Source organism: Oceaniferula spumae, assembly GCF_042849255.1.
GTDB lineage: Bacteria > Verrucomicrobiota > Verrucomicrobiia > Verrucomicrobiales > Akkermansiaceae > Oceaniferula > Oceaniferula spumae.
Genome location: NZ_AP026866.1, coordinates 1,287,777 through 1,308,002, shown reverse-complemented (window position 1 = coordinate 1,308,002; position 20,226 = coordinate 1,287,777). Strand labels below are relative to the sequence as shown.

Sequence of the window (20,226 nt, the reverse complement as noted above, 5' to 3'; positions counted from 1 at the left end):
TGTGAGATCAGTGACGTATCTGAGTCCATACCTGTAAGCTTCGTGATATAGTCAGATTACCTCTATGGAGGCTTAGGACCAAAACAGCTCCATACCCAATAAAGAGTATGGAGCTGAATGAAAAATTACTCAGATCAGGCTTCGCTTTGAGCAAGCTCCTTAGCTGAGAGATCATCGCCAGTATACCCATTCTCCTCAGCATACTTCCGCACATCCGCGGTGATCTTCATCGAGCAGAAGGTGGGGCCGCACATGGAGCAGAAGTGGGCGGTTTTGGCGCCTTCGGCGGGGAGGGTTTCATCGTGGAAGTCGATGGCTCGTGCTGGATCGAGGCCGAGGGCGAACTGGTCGCGCCAGCGGAACTCGAAGCGGGCTTTGGAAATGGCGTTGTCGCGTTCTTGGGCGGCGGGGTGACCTTTCGCTAAGTCAGCGGCGTGGGCGGCGATTTTGTAGGTGATGACACCTTCGCGGACGTCGTCTCTGTTAGGCAGGCCGAGGTGCTCCTTCGGGGTGACGTAGCAGAGCATGGCGCAGCCATACCAGCCGATGTTGGCTGCTCCGATGCCGGAGGTGATGTGATCGTAACCGGGGGCGATGTCAGTTGTTAGCGGCCCGAGGGTGTAGAAGGGGGCTTCGTGGCACCAGTCGATTTGCTTCTGCATGTTTTCCTCGATGAGCTGAAGCGGCACGTGGCCGGGGCCTTCGTTCATGACTTGGCAACCTTTGGCCCAGGCGCGGGTGGTGAGTTCTCCCTGGACTTCGAGTTCGGCGAGCTGGGCGTAGTCGTTGGCATCGGCGATGGAGCCGGGGCGGAGGCCGTCGCCGATGGAGAAACTGACATCGTAAGCGGCGCAGATGTCGCAAATTTCATCCCAGTGGGTGTAGAGGAAGTTCTCGGCGTTGTGGTGCAGTGCCCACTTGGCCATGATAGAGCCACCACGACTCACAATGCCGGTCATGCGGCGGGCGGTGTGAGGCACGAAGCGTTTGAGCACGCCGGCGTGGATGGTGAAGTAGTCGACGCCTTGCTCGGCTTGTTCGATGAGGGTGTCGCGGTAGAGTTCCCAAGTGAGGTCTTCGATCTTGCCGTTGACCTTTTCCAGCGCCTGATAGATCGGCACGGTGCCGATGGGGACCGGGGAGTTGCGCAGGATCCACTCGCGGGTGGCGTGGATGTTTTTGCCGGTGGAAAGGTCCATCACGGTGTCGGCGCCCCACTTGGTGGACCAGCGCATTTTTTCCACCTCTTCATCGATGGTGGATGCGACGGCTGAGTTACCGATGTTGGCGTTGATTTTCACGAGGAAATTGCGGCCAATGATCATCGGCTCGTTTTCCGGGTGGTTGATGTTGGCGGGGATGATGGCGCGGCCGCGGGCGACTTCGCTTCTAACAAATTCGGCGGTGATGAGCTTTGGGATCTCGGCACCGTAGGTCTGGCCTGGGTGCTGGTGGTTCATCACGTTGCGTGAGACCTGCTTCATCGGATCGATCTCAGACGGGCGTGGCATCTCGTAGCCTTCAGGGGTGGAATTTTTCTGACGGACAAACTCTTTGATCTGCTCGGAGGCGTCGTCCGGGAGTTCGTCGACGGTGGGGTAGCGGTCGTGGATGGTTTTGAACTCCTCCATGCGACCGTTGTTCTCGCGGATGGCGATGTATTCCATCTCGGGAGTGATGATACCTTGATCGGCATACCATTTCTGGGTGACAGGGTGGCCGGCGGAGGCTTTGAGCGGTTTGCGTTTCAGGCCGGGGTACTCCTTGAGCTTGTTCTTGGCGGCTTTGTTCTCGTTGTATTTCTCCGCATGTTTCTTGGAGAGGTAGCCGTTATCGGCAGCGGTGATTTCGCGGCCTTCGTATTCTTCCACATCGTTGCGGTCGAGGATCCATTGGCGACGCAGGGCAGGGAGGCCTTCGCGAACGTTGCCTTTGAAGTCAGGATCGCCCCAAGGGCCTGAGCAATCGTAAACGCGGATCGGTGGGTTCTCTTCTACTCTTCCGTTCGGGTGCTCGGTGTTAGAGAGGCGGATCTCACGCATGGGGACTTTCACCGACGGGTGGATTTTCCCTTCCACATAAACGCGAGTGGAGTTTGGGAAAATGGTAGGGTCTTTTTCGATGGCAGCGAGTTCCTCGGAGTTATCGATGTCCTCGATGAAGTTGCCGGTGTAATCGGCGCGCTGGTGGGAATTTTCCGGTGTGATTTCGTTATCGTCGCGTGAGATCATAGTTTTGTGGGTGGTTGGTGGCTGTGGATTTAAAATAGAAAACCTGTCGGCGGACTGGACGCGGACAGGTTGGGCTGCGGAAAAACGGACGTTGTTTATTCGAGCTCCCTGCGGCGGCATGATCCGGAATCAGGTTCGTAGGATGTATGCCGCGCGTCGGCTCGTCTCAGCCCCTCGGTCGTGGGACTCTCCTGTCGTTGGCCAATAGGTTGGCCGTTAACGACTGGGAATCAAGGACGAATTTTTTCCAGATGAGAATGCATGAGGGCAAATACGGCTCGTCAAATGTGACATGAACAACTACACTGGAACGATGAAACGTATTATTTTCTGTGGCGGATTGGCGCTAATGGCCGGAATTAGCGGCGTGATGGCTCAGGAGCAACAAAATGGAAAAATCGACGCCATCGAAGTCGAATCCAAAGTCTCTCAAATCCGGAAATGGTACAGCGAGATCGAATCTGACAAGACTCTGAAGAAAACCAGCTTCAACGATGGAGACAAGGACGGTCCAGATCGATTGGAAATCACCCGTTATACAACAGCCGATGGGGAATTGAAAAAACTCCATCGCTACGCTGGCGGCGATCACGGTGTTGGCAATGAAACCTATTATTTCCACAATGGGAAATTGTTCTTCGTCTACATTGCCTCGAATTACTGGAGGTTTGCCGGTAGTGAGGGGCCTAATGGCGAGTCCGAAACGCTAGATATTGCATCCCAGCAAAGATTATATTTCCACAATGACCAATGCATCAAGGCACTGGAAAAACGCCTCGAGGTCAAAGGTGCTGATGGAGCTCCTCTGTTATTGGATAAAGTTCCCAACAAGATGAAAGAAATCGACGACAGAATGCAAAGTTATGTGGCTCGGGCTAAGCGATTCGCTGAGATTCGAAGCCAAGGTGATTTCGAGAAATTTCTCAGCCAACCATGACCGATTTCTACATTTGTCCAACCTGTGGAAATGAGGTGCCTGTGGGGAAATCCGGATGTGCCATCTGCCGGAAGAAGAGCACCAAGAAAAAGCCGTTACGCAAAAAGAAAGCAGCATGGAAAGCTCCCGCCAGATCTTGGGAGCAGGATGAATCCTATGACGGACTGGACTTACCGTCTGATAACTTTGACTACGATGAATTTTGCGCCAAGGAATTCGGCACAGCACCGCCGCATCGACAGATTGGGATCAAATACGTTTGGTGGTTAACTGCATTGCTGCTCGTGGCGCTATTCATCTACTTTGCGGGGAAAGAGTTTCTTTTTCTCTGGTGATGTGTTGCTCGAAATTTGTCTGGAAATCCGGAGCTCGACTGGTTGGGTCTGTTGAACCGGAGCACTCATCAGCATAGGGTTGCTCCTCTATTTGTGCTAAAATTCAGAGTAGCGTCAGACCCGTATCTGTGTAAAATTTCCCCAGATCGATGGCGACTTATCAAGAAAAACCGACCTTGGGCCTGAGTGGCATTCTGATTGCACTCTGCATGCTGGCAATGACGGCATTGGCATCCGCCCAGACAGCACCGCCTACCACCGATCCAGCGGCATCGATTACCACTCCGCCTGCAGTGCCAGTGGTCAATGCTCCTGACACACCTGCGACAGAGCCGGTAGGCGAGCCTAAACCAAATGGTTTGGGAGGTTCCCTGCGAGTCCGCCCTGACGCCCGGACCATGACGCTTTCTATTCCCGCGCCACGTGGTCAGATCACCGACCGCAATGGTGAACCATTCGCTCAGACCAAGGTCGTCTGGTATCCTGCGTTGAAATTCGTTCAATTTGAAAAAGCTGACCGCGAATTTGTCGTCGCATGGGGGAGGAAGCGTATTGCTCTGGCTAATCAAGTTTTCGGAATTGACTGGCAGGTGACGGACGAAGAACTCTGGGAGCACTACCGTCACCGTCGCTGGTTGGCCATGCCCTACACTCATGTTGTCACAGCTAAGCGGAAGACGGAGCTTGAGAGCAAATTGATGCCGGGACTGATTCTCCACCCAGTCTATATGCGCTATTATCCGCAGCGTTCCACTGGAGCCCACATGATCGGCTACGTGGGGGGCGCTGGAAAACTGGAAAAGGGACCCATCAACTATGGAGATCCGATTTTTGAGCGAACAGAAGGCCGTTCAGGTTTGGAAAAAATTTACAACGAGGTGCTCACTGGTAAGGAGGGCTTGTTGCGGAAGGACTTCGAGGCGGATGGTACTGAGGCATTGAAAAAGTATGAACGCCGCCCGCGACCCGGCGGAACAGTTGTCACCACCTTGGACATGGCCTGGCAGAAACAAGCCGAATCTGTGCTGAAGAAATACTGCGAGCGAGGTGCCTTTGTAGTGATTGATATTCACACCGGTGAAGTTCTCGCCATGGCATCGCGTCCTGGTTTTGACCTCAATGATTTCATCCCGTTCATCACCACCGATCAGTATGCAAAACTGCGTGATGATGAGGGCACGCCGTTATTTGCCCGCGCCTACCAAGGAGCGTATCCTCCTGCATCCACCTTCAAGCCAGTGGTCGCCGTCACAGCACTTAGTAATGGAGATGTGCGCGAAAACACTTTGATCGATTGCCCGGCCAGAATCAAAATTGGCAACCACTGGTTCAACAACTGGTCCAAAACAGCTGAAGGCCCCATCAATGTCAAACGCGCGATCGCTCGTTCATGCAACCCCTGGTTCTATAAAGTGGGGATGAAAACCGGGCCGACCGCATTTTTGTCCGTTGCCCGCCGCCTCGGCTACGGTTCAAAAACCGGACTGCCACTCATCGGTGAGACTGAAGGCCTGATTCCGACACATGAGTGGATGAAAAAGAACCACGGCAGGAAACTCATGGACGGGGACACCGCCAACCTTTCCATCGGGCAAGGAGTCATGCTGGCGTCTCCTCTGCAAGTTGCCCAGTCAATGGCTGGAATCGCCAACGGCGGAGCATTGCCGAAGCTGCAATTAGTCAAGCAAGTGCAAGATGTCAGTGGTCGTGTGCTGGTATCCAACGATCCGGAACGCCGGAATTTTCTCAACCTCGACCCTGAAGCGGTGAGTGTTGTGCAGGAGGGTATGATGCAAGTTGTTCACGCTGGATACGGAACAGGTAAGCGCGCCAGCCTCAGCTTCACCGTGCTGTGCGGTAAGACAGGGACCGCGCAGTGGGGGCCTCAGAGTAAAGAGCAGCGATTAGCTTGGTTCGCTGGGTTCTTCCCCTTGGATAATCCGAGGTTTGCTTTCGCCGCACTCTACGAAGGCAAGCCACACGAGACACTCAGTGGTGGTAGGAAAGCTGCGCCGATGGTTAGCGCATTCTTTGAACATTTCAAAAAGGACATCAAAATTGCCATTGAGCCCCCACCAAAGGCAATGGTCATCGAAGAGGACGATGGTGAAGAAGATTCCGGTATGATCGACGGGGAATCTGTTCCCCGGGCAGTACCTCTGGAGGAGGAAGAGGAGGGTCTGATACCAAGTGGTGAAGAGCCTCGTCCGCTACGTGCCGTGCCGATTGAGGAAGATCCGGTGGATGAGCCCGCCCCTGATGAAGAGCCGGGTGTCGAAGAGCCTCGTCAGCCGCTACGGGCAGTACCTGTGGATGAGCCGGAGGAAGAAGAGGAGCCCTGAAGTCGATTACGGTTTCAGCACGAATTCCATCCTAAGGAAAGCTCGGTCATTTCCACCTGGGATGTCGGCCGTAGGGAGCTGGACTTGAAACGTCCCATTTCCCATATCGATGAGACTACCGCTTGGAAGCGGCAACCAAGACTCAAGTTGAGTGGAGTATTTGACTTCTACGTCAGCCAAGAGCAAGGCATCGGTGTCGGGAGTGTAGCTCAGTGTTAGAGTGTCTGCGCCATCGATGGTTTCCAAATCCATGAGGTGGTCGTTGTTCACGACAAGCGGATTTAGACCGAGTAAATATTCGCCAAGGTTAGGTATCCCGTCACCATCGGCATCAGCGGTCATGCTGAGGTCTGTTAGTCCGGCTGCGCCTGCCCAGCCGAGATAGGGTTGATTCGCCTCAATTCCAGGGAGCAGGCTGATGATTTCGCGACTAGCAAGAGGCTGGATCGAGCTCCCCGTAGCGGTATTGATCGCAGTAACCATGGTGTTTGCGATGACGGCTTGGCCGTTGGTGGATGGATGAAGTCCTTCTTTACAGAATAGGTAGAGCGGTCTGTTGTTTCGCATCGGATCCTTGTCTTTGATCATTTCGATCGCACCGATGTAAACGGGGTCAGGGGATAATAGTCGATCAGTTAGCGAGGAAACAGGGGCGAGCGTTGCGCCTCTGTTAGCGGCCAGGGCGGCGATGTCTTGATTGAGTTCGTTGACGATGACGGTGACATTGGCACGTTTGGCCGGGTCTGGATGATCGGCGATGATATCAGGCGCGGCTGTGAGATCCGGCACATCGGCGAGAACAATCGGGACTGTTTCATTCACGTCGCGGATTTCATCGATGATTTTTCCAAGATTAGTCAGAACGGTGTTTTTGAATTGGGTGGGGGTGACGTCTCCTGGTTCAGGGTCATAGAGGTCGCCGTAGTTGCCTCTAACATCATTACCTCCTACCATAATGACGACCACGTCTACTTCATCGTAGTCCTCGCGCATTCTAAACCGCACATAAAATAGCGGATCTGTAAAACCAGCTTCAATGATTTCCTCTATCCACATCACGGAATCATAGCCGGGGACCGCGTAGTTATAGTCATGTCCTTGCGTGGCGTAGTGGCCGAAGTCAAAATCTGAATTTCTTTTGGCGGTTAGTATCTCTACCCAGTTCATGGTATTGGCCACCCCCGGGTTTGAGTCGGGAGAAGGGAAGGTTCCTCCCTCGCCGTTATCAACTGACATGATATCATATTCGCGGGTCAGGCTGTCTCCTATGCACAGAACCTTCACATCAGCCTTGATAAGGGAAGTAAGTGTGAGAATCGCCGTAGCGAATACCGTTGAGCAAGAAATCCTCCATCGTTGTGACATGCTTACATCCTAATCCAGATCCGCAGCGGGGCAAGTAGGCGAATGACATTCAGCTATAGCAGAAAACCTGTTGGAGAAATCGTTGCAGAATCATAACTCCTGCACCATACTCACGCAGGAAATATTAGACCACGTAGCACGAATGATAGACGACCCCCAAGGAGACGGCAGCACCACAGTTACTGAGACGCAAGAGCCTAGTCCCATAGGTGAAATGCAGCCCAGCAAACATCCAAAGCTGCGCAAGGTCATGGGACTGCTTCTCACCGGTCTGGCTGCAGTTATTCCGGTAGTAGGCACGGTGTGGTTGTTAGTTTTGATCTACAAGATTCTGCTCAAGGTAGGAGATGCATTCATCCGGATGTTACTCCACGGGCTTAATCTATTACGCTCAGGTCAGGATCTAACATCATCTGACTTTTCCTTCCACGGTTCTAATTTTGTCCGATTTTTAATTCCTGTATTGTTGCTGTTCCTGATTGGGTTTGCGGTAGCAAATCGACCCGGTCGCAAGGTGTTGCACTGGATGAACCAAGCGATGGAGCGTATTCCATACCTCGGGTTTATCTATTCTGCTTTGAAACAATTTGTCGACGCCCTGCGCAATCTTGGTGGCGATAGGAAATTTAAAAGTGTAGCCTATGTCGAGTATCCCAGCCCTGGCTGCAGGATGTTAGGATTCGTTACAGGCAATTACCACGATACCCAGACGGGCAGAGATGTGACGACTGTTTTCCTGCCTACCAGTCCAAACCCAATGACAGGTTTCATCATCATCATCGATGACGATAAGGTGCAGGACAGTGACATGTCACTGGAAGAAGCCAGTAAGATGATCCTATCTGCCGGATTAGTGGCCCCAGCATCATTTGGGGAAGATATGACTTAAGTCCTATACCTCACAGAGGTCTTCGAGATACTCTGCGGCCACATCTTGAACCTCTTGTAGCGAGGAAACTGTGCACAAACGCTGACGTAACGGCTTGGCTCCGGGAAATCCCTTGCAGTAGGTCATCAAGCGGGAGCGCATGGCCATGATCGTCTGGCGTTCGTTACCGTAACGGTCTGACTCCATCGCCATACTGCAGTGACGAATGATCATCTTCCAACGTTCAGTCACGGCGACAGGCTCTGGATGTTCGCCAGTGGTGAGGTAGTGTTTGGCTTCGCGAAATACCCAGGGGTTCTGCATTGCGGCACGACCGATCATGACTCCGGAGACGGCAGTAGTTTCACGGCGTTTTTTGACATCTTCGCCGCTACAAATATCGCCATTACCTACGACAGGAACCGAGACTTCGCGCGCGCAGGCGTCGATGACATCCCAGTTAGCTTCTCCTCGATACCCTTGGGCGCGAGTCCGGCCGTGGATGGAAATGGTCTGCATACCTTCCTCTTGGAGAATGCGACAGACTTCCGGCGCGTTGATGCTTTTTTCGTCCCACCCGATCCGGATTTTTGCGGTGACCGGAACTTGGTCGCCGACGGCCTTAGCTACGCCGGAGGCGACGCTGGCGAGGGTGTCACAGCATTTCAGCAGAGAAGACCCACCGTTTTTGGCAACCACTTTGTTCACCGGGCAGCCGAAGTTGATGTCGATGAAATCCGGCTGTTTCCAGTCGATGATTTTCCTCGCCGCCTCGCCCATGCGTTCGCCGTCGCCACCGAAAATTTGCACGCCACATGGACGCTGTCCATCGGTGAATTCGGTGTATTTTCTGGTGCGGTCGTCTTGGCGAATAATTCCTTCAGCAGAGACAAACTCGGTCACCATCACGTCCGCTCCCAGCTCTTTGCAGATGGAACGAAACACCACATCGGTGACTCCCGCCATTGGAGCGAGGTAGAGTGGGAATGCGTTATTTGAAAACCAAGGTAAGGACATTAGACAGGGGATTGATCATTTAGCTATCGCGAGGTTCCTCGTCAGCTGGGTTTGTTTCATCATCAGGAGTTGCCTCCTCAGTGGCCTCATCGGCGGGGGCGGATGTTTCTGCTGGAGTTTCCTCACCGGCATTATCGTCGTCTGAAACTTCTGCGTTCTCTGCATTTTCCTCAGATGACTCCTGATCTCCGTCTTCGGATTCTTGAGTTTCTTCCACTTTGCGGCCGCCGCTTTCCAGCAGGTCTGAAATTTCTTGCTGGATGCTATCGATTTCCGAGAGGGGAATGTTAGGATCTTTGACGATGAATACATCGCCGGTTTTTCGATGTTCGTAAATTCGGATGATGCCGGTAGGTGTGGGCTGGGAGTCGGCTTCGACCAGTAATTTTTTGCGCTCTAGCATGACGGCAAGAATGTAGCGCACATTTTCGGTATGTTCCTCGTCCTCTTCGCCAAGTCGGCGCAGTAGATCCTCCGGACTTTCTTCGGTGACTTCCACTTCCTCCTCCTTGACGGGGGCGTGGTAGATACTGCCCCAGAAGGAAAAAGGGGACTGGTCTTCGTCTGTGCGTTTTTCCCAGGCTTCTTTGCTGAAGTCCTTGCGCAGGTAGCCGCTGGACTCTGGGTCTGGAAACAGCGCGGTGTAGAATGCCTCGCCATCCACAAATTTCTTCTCCGTCACGCTGCATGCATGAGCGCGGGATTTGATCGACCAAGGTTCGTTGAGTGCCATGGGGCGGAGTTTCAAGTTTCAGGTTTCAACTTTCAAGTGGAATGAGCCGTGATGGGCGTTTTTGTAAGACAAATGCCAAAAGCTATGTAAATTAAGGACATGGATACTATTGACGAGGCTGCGGCCAAAAGCAGTCGCCCCGTAACTAGCGAGAAGGCCATTGTTAAAAAATCCAGAGCTCCGTGGCTCTGGGCCTTGTTTGGCGGGCTTTCCCTTCTGATCGTAGCTGGTTTCGCCAGTTTCTATTATTTTGTATCCAAACCAGCCACCGCCCCGGTGCATCAGCTTGCAGAAGCTTTGTCGGGCGTGTTCGGCACAGAAGTGACGGTCAACGGATCGACAGCGGTATTGGAAAAATCCGAGATAGGCGAATTGGCACTGGTGCAACGGAAAACCCAGGCCATCACCAAATTCGAAACCACTTGGCTGGGCAGTAACAAGCTGCTGATTGTGCGTGGTGATTTTCTGGTGAAAGCTGGCTTTGACCTCAGTGAGGGTGGTCAGTGGGGGATTCTCGAGGGCAAGGTCAACGGAGCTTTGCCCAAGGGTAAAGTCCTGAGCTGTGAACCGATCGGTGACTTGGAAATCTACTACGCAGAAAGCGGCACACTCAATCGGCTGAGCCCGCAGGATCATGCGACGGCATTCAACTATCTCAAAAACCAAGCCCGCCGCGATGCCGAGCGAAGTGATATCGGCAAGGAGGCTGAGCAAGTGCTTCTCCGACGAATCAATGATCGCTTGAGCGGAGAGCTGGACGAAGTGAAGTGGAAAGAGCGGCTGCCGTAAATCCGTGATTCGATGGGATCGACCCCACAGAATCACCGGATTACAGACTGACGATACCTCTTAATGCTCCATCGGGCTCTCACCGGAGGCATCACCGAGATGGGAATGTTCCTGCGGGAGGAATTTCTTGAAGCGGGTCTTATCGATCGCTTTCATGTAGGCTTCCTGAGGCGTGACCATGCCAGCCTGAAGCTTGTCCCAGATGGCTTCGTCCATGAACTGCATGCCCTCGGCCTTACCACCGATGATGACATCGTAGAGTTTCTGAGTAGCACCTTCACGAATAATCGCGGACACGGCGGTGTTCGCGAACATGATTTCGTTCACCGCAGCCCGACCCGGTTTGTCACAACGTTTCATCAGCAACTGAGCGACCACTCCTCGCAGTGATGCCGCGAGCATGGTGCGCACCTGACTTTGCTGGTCAGCAGGGAATACGTCGACAATACGGTCGACCGTCTTACGCGCGTTGTTGGTGTGCAATGTACCAAAGACTAACAGACCTGTCTCCGCAGCAGTGAGTGCCAGTGAAATCGTTTCCAAGTCACGCATCTCACCCACGAGAACGATGTCAGCATCTTCACGAAGTGTGGCGCGAAGACCATCGGCGAAGGACGGAGTTTGGATGGGCACCTCACGCTGGGTGATGATGGATTTTTTATTGCTGTGCACAAATTCAATTGGCTCCTCAATAGTGATGATGTGGCGGTTGAAGTTGGTGTTGATGTAATCGATCAGCGCAGCGAGCGTAGTGGACTTTCCTGAGCCGGTAGGTCCGGTCACCAGCACCAAGCCGGATCGCATATGACCGAACTGTTTGATGACGGCAGGAATGTTGAGATCTTCCAGGCTGGCGATCTCGGTGGGGATCAATCGGAAGACAGCGGAGAGTCCGTTCTTTTGCTTCAGATAGTTACAACGGAAGCGTGACTTCTCATCCATGGAGTAGGCGAAATCGAGATCGCCTGTTTTTTGATAGATTTCCCAAGCGTGGGGCTCACAGATTTCCTCGAGTAGTCTGTGGATCCGTTCGTGAGTGAGTAATTCCTCATCGGGAATCACAGCGATCGCTCCGTGAACACGAGTTTTGGGATACTCGCCCTCACTGAGGTGGAGGTCGGAACCTCCGTTGCTTACAAGGTTATGAAATAAGGCGTCAATTTCGGCCATGACAGTAATAAAGTGTTAGTTTGAAAATATAAAAAGTGATAGGGACGTTACATCGAGAAAAACTCGCGCATCTGAGACTTGTCCTCACAACGGAACATGATCTCCTCTTGGTCGACGGTGCCCTTGACGTAAAGTTTGCGAAGTGAATCATCCATGGTGATCATGCCGACGTTTTTACCTGTCTGCATTACCCCGGGGAGCATGTAGGTTTTTCCTTCACGAATACAGTTAGACACAGCGGGGGTGTTGACCAGAAGTTCGATAGCGAGTTCACGGCCAGTGCCATCAGCTTTAGGAACCAACTGTTGGGAAATAATTCCACGAAGTGATTCCGAGACCATGATCCGGATCTGGGCGCGTTGATCGACAGGGAACACATCAAGAATACGGTCGAGTGTTCGCGGAGCATTACCCGTGTGCAGTGTGGCGAGAACCAAGTGACCGGTCTCGGCAGCTGTTAGGGCGAGGGAGATCGTTTCCAAGTCGCGCATCTCACCCACGACGATGACATCTGGGTCTTCACGCAGTGCACCGCGCAGAGCCTTGGGGAATGAGTCCGTGTGAGTATGAACTTCGCGCTGGTTGACGTGGCAGTTCTTAGAATCGAGAACGTATTCGATAGGATCCTCCAATGTTAGAATGTGGTCTTCGCGGTCAGTATTGATGAAGTCAGCAATCGAAGCGAGAGTGGTTGATTTTCCTGAGCCCACCGAGCCAGTCACAAGCAACAGCCCATTCTGATAGCGGGTGAGTGGCAGTAGGGAATCTACCGGGAGCCCGAGTTCCTCCATACTGCGAACGCGGGTGTCAATGATCCGGAACACGATGTCGTAGCCCAGACGCTGTTTCACCACAGATGCGCGATAGCGGCCTTGTTCGTTCTGATAGGCGAAATCGACATCACCCTTTTCTTGAAGGCGGTCCCACTCTTTTTCTGCTAGAAAGGATCGAGTTAGTCTCTCGACGTCATCCGCGGTGAGCGGATCGGCATCTTCCCAGATAGGTTGGAGCTGGCCGAAGCGTCTCCATGCAGGTGGGTAAGCGGTAGGCAGGTGAATATCAGAGCAACCGTATTCGATTCCTACCGACAAATATTGATCAACGTGGTCATAGACCGGAATGTCAGACATGATTGTATTTTAAATAGCTAAGTTTCCCCTGAATCTGACAGATTCCCTTATGTTGGAAAGGGATAAATTCGGGAAAATAGTAGCAATTTAATTACATCCAACAAGGGGGTCTTTTTATAACCCAAGCATGGCCACCACTTCATCACGTGTGAAGATAGTTGGGTCCTCGGCTGCAGCATCAAGGGTCTCCACGATCACCAGTTCCGAGAGGTCGGAAGTGGCAGAAACTTCCGCCGTATCTTTGGTTAGAGGCTGTTGAACCGGAGTGTTCTTGGCTACAGTTCCGGAGGCTGGTGTAGCATTCGGAGAAGAGATCATCTGATAGCCGAACATCACACATGCGCAGGCGGCAGCCCCGAGAGCGAGTCTGGCGGGGGAAAAGATAGCGGTCAATCGAGCCCCTAATGTCACTGGCTCTTGAGTAAGTTGACGAGCCTCACGCATCACATTGCGGGCGAAAAAGACGTCCGGCTCAGGATTGGATGCTTGATCGAGAAGCTTCCAGAGAGGATCGGAAGCGGTCCACTCAGCATCCGCCTGATCAGTGTCTGAAGGCTTGCTGGGAGTGGGTTGATTCGATGAATGGCTGTTCATTGCGCGTATTGAACCTTGCGGCGGCGACAGAGTTGCACAATTTTATGAAAAATTAAACACCTCTTTTGCTTCCCCAGAGCTGGATGTGAAGACGGTCGCTATATCGGTAGTTTCGGTCGCGACAGAGATCGACCAACCAAAGCCTCCTGCTCTGGAGTGTAGCCTCGTCCCGGCCTTCGGGCATCAGTAAAATCCGATCCGTCGGAATGCTATGCTCAGCGATCAGTTCCTCGATTTCCTCAAGGTCATCGTCGCTGGAGATCACAAACTTGAACCATGCCTTTTCAGAACGAGCAAAAAATTCCAGAGCCTTGTTGCGGCAGCGTTTTTCTTTCTCGTTTCCCGAATTTGCCAGTTTCGGTGACACGTTGTATTGATGAACGGATTGGTCGAATCCTTCGCTGGGTATCAAGGTGCCGTTAGTCTCGACCTCAAAGTAATAATCGCTGTTTTGATCCGATAGTAGCTGCATGAGTTCCTGCCAGGCTTCGTCCTGAAGCAAGGGTTCACCTCCGGTCATAATGACGCGGGTGCAGGGAAATGCGGCTACGGTCTCAGCGACTTTGTGGACTGGAAGCTCGGTGATGTAGTCTTCACGTTTGAATTTACTGTATGCCGGATCGGCATCGTTGTCGTGGGCCCACGGGGTGCCTTCCCAGTTCCATGTGTAATCCGTATCGCACCAACGGCAGTGAAGATTGCACAGTGATGCCCGCACGAAGACCGATGGGCAGCCGGTGCTGACACCTTCGCCCTGGATGCTGTGAAAAATCTCGGCATCTCCGTTGAGGAGAGCGAGTTTTAATTTGGTTTCGGCCATGGCGGCAGAATCACCCAATGGTTAGACTTGTGGGAACACGCGTTCCAACAGTTTTTTGGTGGCGATGATGCCATCGTGTTCAGAGAGCTTACCGCCTTCGTATTCGATGCCGACATATCCTCTGTATCCTGCAGCATCGACGAGTTTCATCGCCTTAAGGAAATCAGTTTCCACTTCATCGCCCTTGTCATTGAACTTGCGACTCTTCGCGCTGACTCCTTTGGCGTAAGGCATGAGATCTTTGATACCCTGATAGCGATCGTATTGGTGGAAATTACCGAAGTCTGGCAGGGCTCCGCAGTTGTCCATGTTGATCTTTTTCAGCACACCGGAGAGCCATGCTCCGTCTGAAGAAAGTCCGCCGTGGTTCTCGACGATGACGTTGATATCGAAATCTTTTGCAAAAGTGCTCAGGCGGGTCAATCCATCGATGACTTGTTTAGCCAACTCCTCCTTATTACCGGGGCCACCTGCATTCACACGGATGGAATGGCAGCCGAGGAATTTGGCAGCCTCTACCCATTTTTTGTGGTTCTCCACGGTCTTGGTGCGGGCGTCTTCTGTTTTGGCCCCGAGGTTACCCTCGCCATCACACATGATCAGCACGTTTCTAACACCTTCGCCGTCGGCGCGACCTTTGAGGTCCTTGAGGTAGGCCATGTCTTTGGCGTGTTTTTTGAAGAAGCTGTTGACGTATTCCACACCGTGGATGCCGAATTTTTCCTTGGTATACTTCGGGAAATCGATGTTCTTCAGTTCACCTTTGTTGATGGTGCGGTGTAGAGACCATTGGGCGAGAGAAATCTTGAACTTGGGTTCGTCTTTGTCTTCGCCTTCGTGGTGATCGGCACAACTTGGAAGTTGGCTTGCGGTCAGGGCTGCGGTGGCTGCCATAGTGGTTTTGAGAAATCCTCTGCGTGAATGGTTCATGCTGCGAATGCTACTGCTTGGATGAATTGGTGCAAGCCATTTGGCCGCCAACGTGGTAACGAATCTGCATGAGTATTATCACCAAACGAGGCGACGATGGCCAGACCGATGCCATGTACGGAGGCCGGCTGTCAAAGAACGCGCCGGAAGTTGTGGCATGTGGCGATGTCGATGAACTGAACGCTGCCTTGGGCATGTTGAGAGTTTCCGGTCTCCCGAAGGACATTGTGGAGCAGGTCGATACCATTCAGGGGCATTTGGTGGCTTTGATGGGATTGCTTTCGGTGCCAGCGGCGAAGCGAGAAAAATACTTGGCTGACGGTTTTCCCTCCGTCACCGCCGAAGATGTCGAGTGGCTTGAAAGTATCGCTGTGGCGATGCCCACCAAGTTTGATGGCTGGGCGAGACCAGGAGCCAGCGGGAGTGTGCCCGCCTCATGGATGGATATGGCACGCACCATTTGCCGGCGTGCCGAACGCAGTGCTTGGGCTGTGGACGATGTGTCCGGGGAAGCATGCCGATTTCTCAACCGACTTTCCGACATTCTCTGGCTGTGGGCGAGGAAACTGGAAGGTCAGGAGTGAAAAATGCGATTGCCACGGCAAAAGATCACGGTCAAAGTAATCAGCATGAAAACTTGTATCCGTCTTGCTGTCTCCCTCGCCCTCGTCTCAATGATCGTCGTCACCGCTAATGCCAGAGAAATAAAAATCAAATGGCGAGACACGGTTGAGTTCAAAGAACTCGAAAAAGCCAAAAAGACCGCCGTGGATGAAAACAAGTTCCTCACGATCTTGGTCAGCAACGAGAAGTATGACTCTGACCATCAGGGAGCCGAAGCTACCGTGGATGTGATTCACGAGACGATCAAAGGCATGAAGTCCTTTTCCGTGATCGTTCGAGCCACTGTTAGCAACATCCAAGGGGTCAATGGCGCCGATCCATTCAGTGCTGCAGTCAGAGAGGGCTTCCAAAAGGCTGGGAACAGCCTGCCAATGATCATCGTGATCAACCCTGCCGAGAACAAGCTGGTGAAAGTCGTTCCCGCCCAAGAGGTTCACACCGACGGGAGCAAGGCATTTCGCGATCTGAAAAAGGCAGCCCGTGATTTGAAGAAGTAGTCTGCTGAGCGTCGATGGCTTTTAGCTGTGGATCATTGTGAAGATCCGCAGCGGCCAGATGGCGATAGCCACACCGAGAACTAACATGGCTGCAGCCGCAAGTAGCCAGCCCCATCCTCTTTTTGTTCCACGGCAGGCCCAGAGGCCCACTAATATACCGAACAGCATTCCGGAAATGTGGGCGGTGTTGCCAATCGGGAGCATGCCACCCCAGGTGAGCAGGAAACAGATTCCCTGCCAGATGAGGAACCATCGTAGAGTGGAGCCATTGAAGCCCTCGAGGAATCCGGTGAATCGTGGCCAGGCTCCCCACATGAATCCGCCCATGGCGTAAACCACCCCGGAAAATCCGATCCCTCCTTGGGGCGATGCGACTACTTGCAGAGCCGAGCTGACAAAGGCAGCTGCCACAAAAAATGCCAAGGTCTTCAAGCTACCGAGTCCGCGTTCCATCAGTGTGCCGAAACGAATCAGCCAATACATGTTGAAGAAAATATGCCAAAGATGCTCATGCACAAAAGCGGAAGCAATCAGACCCCACCATCGACCTTCGTGGAGCTCGAGCAGGTTCACCCCACCCAGGCCACGCATCAGTGCTTGATAGTCGATATTTTCAGCATCGCCGCGATTGAGTAACAGAAAGACAGCACCGCACCAGAGAAGCACGCCATAGCTGACTACCGGCAGGAGATCAGGAAACCTCTCATACAGTCTGGAACGGTGTGTTGGACCGGCGTCAGCAGGGTCGTCTGGTGGAAATTGAAATCTTAAGGGAAGGCGCATCGATCAGCGGGGTGCGAATGAGAGGCATCATGTTTTCATTCCGTCAACGAGCAAGAGGGAACTGTGCATAATCCAGATTATTTCCAGCCCTGCTTCGTACGTAGTGGTCAGAATACAGTGGGAAGGGAATCTCTGGCACGGCCTCTTGACCACGACACACACCGTCAACGAAACTGGATCAGTAGAAAAGGTGAACAGCTGGAAAAATAGCACTTGATTCATGGGGGCGGAACGTTATTATCCGGCCATGAGCAAGTTTCTCCTACCATTTCTCGCCCTCGTGACACTCCCAATGCTTTCATGCACCACGGGTGATGAAGTTACTCGCAAGAAACCCATCGGACCTACTTCCGATGAGAGTGACATGCCCTGGAATCGTCCGACTGGCCCTGAAGGCGGCGGACCTCTTGGTATGCTCGACCAGCGCTAAACTGGCCGAGACTTTAGCTGTTAGTCACGGATGACAAACAGCTTTTTCACGCCCCACCATGTTCCCTTCGAGACCACTCCGAGTGGTCCGGGAATGCTTTTGTGGTGAATGCGGATACTGATCTTGCTGTAGCTGACATTCTGCTGCATCGCCTTGATGCGTCCTTCCAGTGAATCGAGTTCACTCTGAACGCGCGTGAGTTCTTTTTCGACGGCTAACACGTCTTTGACATTGCCGGCCTTCTCTAGCAAACGGCGTAAACGATCACGCAAGGCCCGCAGATTTTTCACCTTCGCCTGCAGGTCGATCCATTCGTCGGTGACATCTTCCACTTCGACATTACGCGAGGTCACTTTTCCCAGCGCGGCGAGTTCGTCCATGGTGGTTAAGAGGCTGTTTTTGGGAACCCGAACCGTTAGGGAGGCGGAGCTGCTGCCGCTGTCGTTGGATGTGATGTTTTCCACGTAGCCCTTTTTCTGTTTCACCAGCCCCCGCACCTTCGCCGTACTTTCCTTGACACTGTTTACCTCGATGGACATCGATCCGGTTTTGACCAAGACGCGAGAGGTGCGGGCTTCTCCATACGCAGAACTCTTGGCCATCGGTGGAGCACTGGGGGCCAGTGAGCTGGTGGTGCAGGCGGTGAAAAGTGAAATGCTGCATGCGAAGACCAGACGAAGTATTGTTTTCATGTGTGCTAAAAAAACAGCACAACAATAGCGAAGCAAGTCTTAAGTGCTGAAATTACAGCATTAAAGTGCGCTAGCGGTGATACGGCTCACCGCGCTGGATGGTGGCGACGCGATAGAGCTGTTCTAACAAAACAACCAATGCTAGCTCATGCTGAAGGGTGAGGGGTGACAGTGCCCAGATCAGGTCTGCTTCTTTTCGGAGTGCGGGCGTGTGGCCATCTGATGCGCCGATGAGGTAGCTGGCGCGTTTGACACCGCGCATTTCCCAGTCGTTGACCTTGGCCGTGAGCTGATCGGTGGTCAGGCTTTCACCACGTTCGTCCATGACGATGCGCAAGGTGCCCTCACTGGCTTCACGAAGACGCTGGGAAACGTCCTCGCTGCTGCCGTCTTTCAGATGCTTGAGTTCGTAGCTGCCGTAGCGCGTGAGTCGCTTCAGATACTCGGCGGTGCCTGTTTTTGCGTACGCAAGCGCAGGCTTTCCGGCAACGAGTATCTGGTGTTTCATACGTCCTATAAGACCTATACGATTCTAGCCAAGAGCCATGGGAGTAGTTCGCTGATGGCTACGCGTTCCTGCTCCATGGAGTCGCGGTGACGCACAGTCACGGTGTCGGTGAAGTCTTCGCCGTTAGGGCCTTTTTCCCCGAGCGTTTCAAAGTCGATGGCGATGCAGAAAGGTGTTCCCACTTCGTCCTGACGACGGTAACGGCGGCCAATGGCAGCTGTTTCATCGTAGAAGATGTTCATGTGTGGCTGCAGCAGGTTCTTCACCTCCTTGGCTTTCTCAACGAGCTCTGGCTTGTTTTTCAACAGTGGCAAAATGGCGGCCTTGATCGGGGCGACGCATGGCTTGAAGCGCATGACGGTGCGCTCGTCCTTCTTGCCACCTTCCTTGGTGAGGTCCTCCACATCGTATGCCTCGCAGAGAACTGCGAGGATGGTGCGGTCGCAACCGGCGGAAGGCTCGACCACGTGAGGGATGAAGCGTTCCTTGGTCTCAGCGTCGAAGTATTCGAGATTTTTGCCGGAGTGTTCCTGGTGCTTGCCAATGTCGTAGGCACCACGGTAGGCAACACCTTCGAGCTCTTGCTGGCCGAAGGGGAAGTCATACTCGATGTCGTAAGTCTTCTGGGAGTAGTGTGCGCGTTCGCCGTCTGGAATGTCTAACACGTGAAGCTTCTCACGCGGCACACCGATTTGGGTGTAAAAATCCAAGCGCATTTCCAACCACTCGTCGGTCAGACGCAGGCCGTCTTCTGGGCGGCAGAAATACTCGATTTCCATCTGCTCGAATTCACGCGAGCGGAAGGTGTAATTACGTGGGTTGATCTCGTTGCGGAATGCTTTACCGATCTGGGCGATACCGAATGGCAACTTCAGGCGTGTGGAATCTAACACGTTCTTATACTGCACGAAAATGGTCTGGGCGGTCTCCGGACGGAGGTAGGCAATCGCATTTGGATCGTTATCATCAGCCGAAGCTCCCATCTTGGTCTGGAACATCAGATTGAACTCCTTGGGCTCCGTGAGCTCACAGCTCTTGTCCTCGCCTTTCGGGAGTTGTGCTTTCTTCTCACAGCTAGGGATGTCTTCCAGCTGGTCAGCGCGGTAACGCTTTTTGCATACTTTACAGTCGACCATCGGATCAGAAAATCCGCCGACGTGACCGGAGGCCGTGAGCACCGCATGGTGTGTGAGGATTGATCCATCCATGCCGACGATGTCCTCGCGCTCGAGCACATTTTTACGCCACCAGAATTCCTTGACGTTACGCTTCAGCTCAGTTCCGAGCGGGCCGTAGTCCCAGCAACCGTTCAGTCCGCCGTAGAGTTCTCCGGATTGGAAGATGAAGCCCTTGCTTTTGCAGAGGGAGACGATTTTTTCCATGCGGTCGGTGTCGGTCTGTTCTTTGTTGGCCATGATGTCAGTGGACGGT

General features: G+C 53.1%; 21 protein-coding genes. 8 read left to right on the top strand and 13 right to left on the bottom strand.

From position 1 onward, the window contains the following. Positions 1-134 precede the first annotated feature (134 nt). Entirely contained in the window at positions 135-2,231 is a 2,097-nt protein-coding gene (gene thiC, locus ACSPJT_RS05470) for a phosphomethylpyrimidine synthase ThiC (RefSeq protein WP_435895360.1), read from the bottom strand. Between the two features lie 292 nt (positions 2,232-2,523). Between thiC and ACSPJT_RS05465 the strand changes: the two genes are divergently transcribed. The 3 genes from ACSPJT_RS05465 to ACSPJT_RS05455 all read left to right on the top strand — a co-directional run bounded on the left by ACSPJT_RS05465 (position 2,524) and on the right by ACSPJT_RS05455 (position 5,845). Beyond that, the gene (locus tag ACSPJT_RS05465; RefSeq protein WP_435895359.1) at positions 2,524-3,168 is read left to right on the top strand and encodes a hypothetical protein; all 645 of its coding nucleotides are present in this window, start codon (positions 2,524-2,526) and stop codon (positions 3,166-3,168) included. Continuing rightward, positions 3,165-3,503, top strand: coding sequence for a hypothetical protein (locus ACSPJT_RS05460; RefSeq protein WP_435895358.1), 339 nt, complete (start codon positions 3,165-3,167; stop codon positions 3,501-3,503). The genes ACSPJT_RS05465 and ACSPJT_RS05460 overlap by 4 nt, the downstream gene beginning before the upstream one ends. A gap of 149 nt (positions 3,504-3,652) precedes the next feature. Continuing rightward, on the top strand, positions 3,653-5,845 hold the full coding sequence (locus tag ACSPJT_RS05455) for a penicillin-binding transpeptidase domain-containing protein (RefSeq protein WP_435895357.1): 2,193 nt from the start codon (positions 3,653-3,655) through the stop codon (positions 5,843-5,845). A 6-nt stretch (positions 5,846-5,851) separates the two neighbouring features. Here ACSPJT_RS05455 and ACSPJT_RS05450 read toward each other — a convergent pair whose 3' ends face one another. After that, positions 5,852-7,210 (bottom strand): SGNH/GDSL hydrolase family protein, encoded by a 1,359-nt coding sequence (locus ACSPJT_RS05450; RefSeq protein ID WP_435895356.1) that lies wholly within the window; start codon positions 7,208-7,210, stop codon positions 5,852-5,854. A gap of 142 nt (positions 7,211-7,352) precedes the next feature. Here ACSPJT_RS05450 and ACSPJT_RS05445 point away from each other — a divergent pair, with 142 nt between their 5' ends. Further along, positions 7,353-8,099, top strand: coding sequence for a DUF502 domain-containing protein (locus ACSPJT_RS05445; protein ID WP_435895355.1), 747 nt, complete (start codon positions 7,353-7,355; stop codon positions 8,097-8,099). Between the two features lie 3 nt (positions 8,100-8,102). Here ACSPJT_RS05445 and dusB read toward each other — a convergent pair whose 3' ends face one another. Next, entirely contained in the window at positions 8,103-9,095 is a 993-nt protein-coding gene (gene dusB, locus ACSPJT_RS05440) for a tRNA dihydrouridine synthase DusB (RefSeq protein WP_435895354.1), read from the bottom strand. A 19-nt stretch (positions 9,096-9,114) separates the two neighbouring features. Further along, complete coding sequence (locus tag ACSPJT_RS05435; RefSeq protein ID WP_435895353.1) at positions 9,115-9,828, bottom strand: hypothetical protein; 714 nt, start codon at positions 9,826-9,828, stop codon at positions 9,115-9,117. A gap of 99 nt (positions 9,829-9,927) precedes the next feature. On the opposite strand from ACSPJT_RS05435, the gene ACSPJT_RS05430 reads away from it, so the two are divergent. Continuing rightward, positions 9,928-10,617 (top strand): DUF4230 domain-containing protein, encoded by a 690-nt coding sequence (locus ACSPJT_RS05430; protein ID WP_435895352.1) that lies wholly within the window; start codon positions 9,928-9,930, stop codon positions 10,615-10,617. A gap of 60 nt (positions 10,618-10,677) precedes the next feature. On the opposite strand, the gene ACSPJT_RS05425 is transcribed toward ACSPJT_RS05430, so the two are convergent. From ACSPJT_RS05425 to ACSPJT_RS05405, 5 genes are all read right to left on the bottom strand, one after another. Beyond that, entirely contained in the window at positions 10,678-11,787 is a 1,110-nt protein-coding gene (locus tag ACSPJT_RS05425; protein ID WP_435895351.1) for a type IV pilus twitching motility protein PilT, read from the bottom strand. Between the two features lie 47 nt (positions 11,788-11,834). Next, entirely contained in the window at positions 11,835-12,917 is a 1,083-nt protein-coding gene (locus ACSPJT_RS05420; protein WP_435895350.1) for a type IV pilus twitching motility protein PilT, read from the bottom strand. Between the two features lie 114 nt (positions 12,918-13,031). Then, a complete protein-coding gene (locus tag ACSPJT_RS05415; RefSeq protein WP_435895349.1) occupies positions 13,032-13,511 on the bottom strand; it encodes a hypothetical protein in 480 nt (159 codons plus the stop codon). A gap of 52 nt (positions 13,512-13,563) precedes the next feature. Beyond that, on the bottom strand, positions 13,564-14,331 hold the full coding sequence (locus ACSPJT_RS05410) for a 7-carboxy-7-deazaguanine synthase QueE (protein WP_435895348.1): 768 nt from the start codon (positions 14,329-14,331) through the stop codon (positions 13,564-13,566). 21 nt (positions 14,332-14,352) lie between these two features. Beyond that, positions 14,353-15,261 carry a sugar phosphate isomerase/epimerase family protein gene (locus tag ACSPJT_RS05405; RefSeq protein WP_435895347.1) on the bottom strand — a complete coding sequence of 303 codons (909 nt, stop codon included), beginning with the start codon at positions 15,259-15,261 and terminating at the stop codon, positions 14,353-14,355. Between the two features lie 68 nt (positions 15,262-15,329). On the opposite strand from ACSPJT_RS05405, the gene ACSPJT_RS05400 reads away from it, so the two are divergent. Both ACSPJT_RS05400 and ACSPJT_RS05395 read left to right on the top strand, forming a co-directional pair. Further along, positions 15,330-15,845, top strand: a complete 516-nt coding sequence (locus ACSPJT_RS05400) for an ATP:cob(I)alamin adenosyltransferase (RefSeq protein ID WP_435895346.1) — start codon at positions 15,330-15,332, stop codon at positions 15,843-15,845. A gap of 45 nt (positions 15,846-15,890) precedes the next feature. Beyond that, complete coding sequence (locus ACSPJT_RS05395; RefSeq protein WP_435895345.1) at positions 15,891-16,382, top strand: hypothetical protein; 492 nt, start codon at positions 15,891-15,893, stop codon at positions 16,380-16,382. A 21-nt stretch (positions 16,383-16,403) separates the two neighbouring features. Here ACSPJT_RS05395 and ACSPJT_RS05390 read toward each other — a convergent pair whose 3' ends face one another. Continuing rightward, on the bottom strand, positions 16,404-17,165 hold the full coding sequence (locus ACSPJT_RS05390) for a rhomboid family intramembrane serine protease (protein WP_435895344.1): 762 nt from the start codon (positions 17,163-17,165) through the stop codon (positions 16,404-16,406). 247 nt (positions 17,166-17,412) lie between these two features. Between ACSPJT_RS05390 and ACSPJT_RS05385 the strand changes: the two genes are divergently transcribed. Continuing rightward, positions 17,413-17,595, top strand: a complete 183-nt coding sequence (locus ACSPJT_RS05385; protein WP_435895343.1) for a hypothetical protein — start codon at positions 17,413-17,415, stop codon at positions 17,593-17,595. Positions 17,596-17,615: 20 nt separating this feature from the next. On the opposite strand, the gene ACSPJT_RS05380 is transcribed toward ACSPJT_RS05385, so the two are convergent. The 3 genes from ACSPJT_RS05380 to ACSPJT_RS05370 form a co-directional block, all read right to left on the bottom strand. Next, a complete protein-coding gene (locus ACSPJT_RS05380) occupies positions 17,616-18,287 on the bottom strand; it encodes a DUF4349 domain-containing protein (protein WP_435895342.1) in 672 nt (223 codons plus the stop codon). Between the two features lie 70 nt (positions 18,288-18,357). After that, positions 18,358-18,795: a 23S rRNA (pseudouridine(1915)-N(3))-methyltransferase RlmH gene (locus ACSPJT_RS05375; protein ID WP_435895341.1), complete on the bottom strand. Its 438-nt coding sequence runs from the start codon at positions 18,793-18,795 to the stop codon at positions 18,358-18,360. Between the two features lie 14 nt (positions 18,796-18,809). After that, entirely contained in the window at positions 18,810-20,210 is a 1,401-nt protein-coding gene (locus ACSPJT_RS05370) for a glycine--tRNA ligase (RefSeq protein ID WP_435895340.1), read from the bottom strand. Positions 20,211-20,226 lie beyond the last annotated feature (16 nt).

Bases quoted from the DNA above. Each gene is read 5' to 3' on its own strand.
- thiC (WP_435895360.1), bottom strand. From the start codon at position 2,231: ATGATCTCACGCGACGATAACGAAATCACACCGGAAAATTCCCACCAG.
- ACSPJT_RS05465 (WP_435895359.1), top strand. From the start codon at position 2,524: ATGAACAACTACACTGGAACGATGAAACGTATTATTTTCTGTGGCGGA.
- ACSPJT_RS05460 (WP_435895358.1), top strand. From the start codon at position 3,165: ATGACCGATTTCTACATTTGTCCAACCTGTGGAAATGAGGTGCCTGTG.
- ACSPJT_RS05455 (WP_435895357.1), top strand. From the start codon at position 3,653: ATGGCGACTTATCAAGAAAAACCGACCTTGGGCCTGAGTGGCATTCTG.
- ACSPJT_RS05450 (WP_435895356.1), bottom strand. From the start codon at position 7,210: ATGTCACAACGATGGAGGATTTCTTGCTCAACGGTATTCGCTACGGCG.
- ACSPJT_RS05445 (WP_435895355.1), top strand. From the start codon at position 7,353: ATGATAGACGACCCCCAAGGAGACGGCAGCACCACAGTTACTGAGACG.
- dusB (WP_435895354.1), bottom strand. From the start codon at position 9,095: ATGTCCTTACCTTGGTTTTCAAATAACGCATTCCCACTCTACCTCGCT.
- ACSPJT_RS05435 (WP_435895353.1), bottom strand. From the start codon at position 9,828: ATGGCACTCAACGAACCTTGGTCGATCAAATCCCGCGCTCATGCATGC.
- ACSPJT_RS05430 (WP_435895352.1), top strand. From the start codon at position 9,928: ATGGATACTATTGACGAGGCTGCGGCCAAAAGCAGTCGCCCCGTAACT.
- ACSPJT_RS05425 (WP_435895351.1), bottom strand. From the start codon at position 11,787: ATGGCCGAAATTGACGCCTTATTTCATAACCTTGTAAGCAACGGAGGT.
- ACSPJT_RS05420 (WP_435895350.1), bottom strand. From the start codon at position 12,917: ATGTCTGACATTCCGGTCTATGACCACGTTGATCAATATTTGTCGGTA.
- ACSPJT_RS05415 (WP_435895349.1), bottom strand. From the start codon at position 13,511: ATGAACAGCCATTCATCGAATCAACCCACTCCCAGCAAGCCTTCAGAC.
- ACSPJT_RS05410 (WP_435895348.1), bottom strand. From the start codon at position 14,331: ATGGCCGAAACCAAATTAAAACTCGCTCTCCTCAACGGAGATGCCGAG.
- ACSPJT_RS05405 (WP_435895347.1), bottom strand. From the start codon at position 15,261: ATGAACCATTCACGCAGAGGATTTCTCAAAACCACTATGGCAGCCACC.
- ACSPJT_RS05400 (WP_435895346.1), top strand. From the start codon at position 15,330: ATGAGTATTATCACCAAACGAGGCGACGATGGCCAGACCGATGCCATG.
- ACSPJT_RS05395 (WP_435895345.1), top strand. From the start codon at position 15,891: ATGAAAACTTGTATCCGTCTTGCTGTCTCCCTCGCCCTCGTCTCAATG.
- ACSPJT_RS05390 (WP_435895344.1), bottom strand. From the start codon at position 17,165: ATGCGCCTTCCCTTAAGATTTCAATTTCCACCAGACGACCCTGCTGAC.
- ACSPJT_RS05385 (WP_435895343.1), top strand. From the start codon at position 17,413: ATGAGCAAGTTTCTCCTACCATTTCTCGCCCTCGTGACACTCCCAATG.
- ACSPJT_RS05380 (WP_435895342.1), bottom strand. From the start codon at position 18,287: ATGAAAACAATACTTCGTCTGGTCTTCGCATGCAGCATTTCACTTTTC.
- ACSPJT_RS05375 (WP_435895341.1), bottom strand. From the start codon at position 18,795: ATGAAACACCAGATACTCGTTGCCGGAAAGCCTGCGCTTGCGTACGCA.
- ACSPJT_RS05370 (WP_435895340.1), bottom strand. From the start codon at position 20,210: ATGGCCAACAAAGAACAGACCGACACCGACCGCATGGAAAAAATCGTC.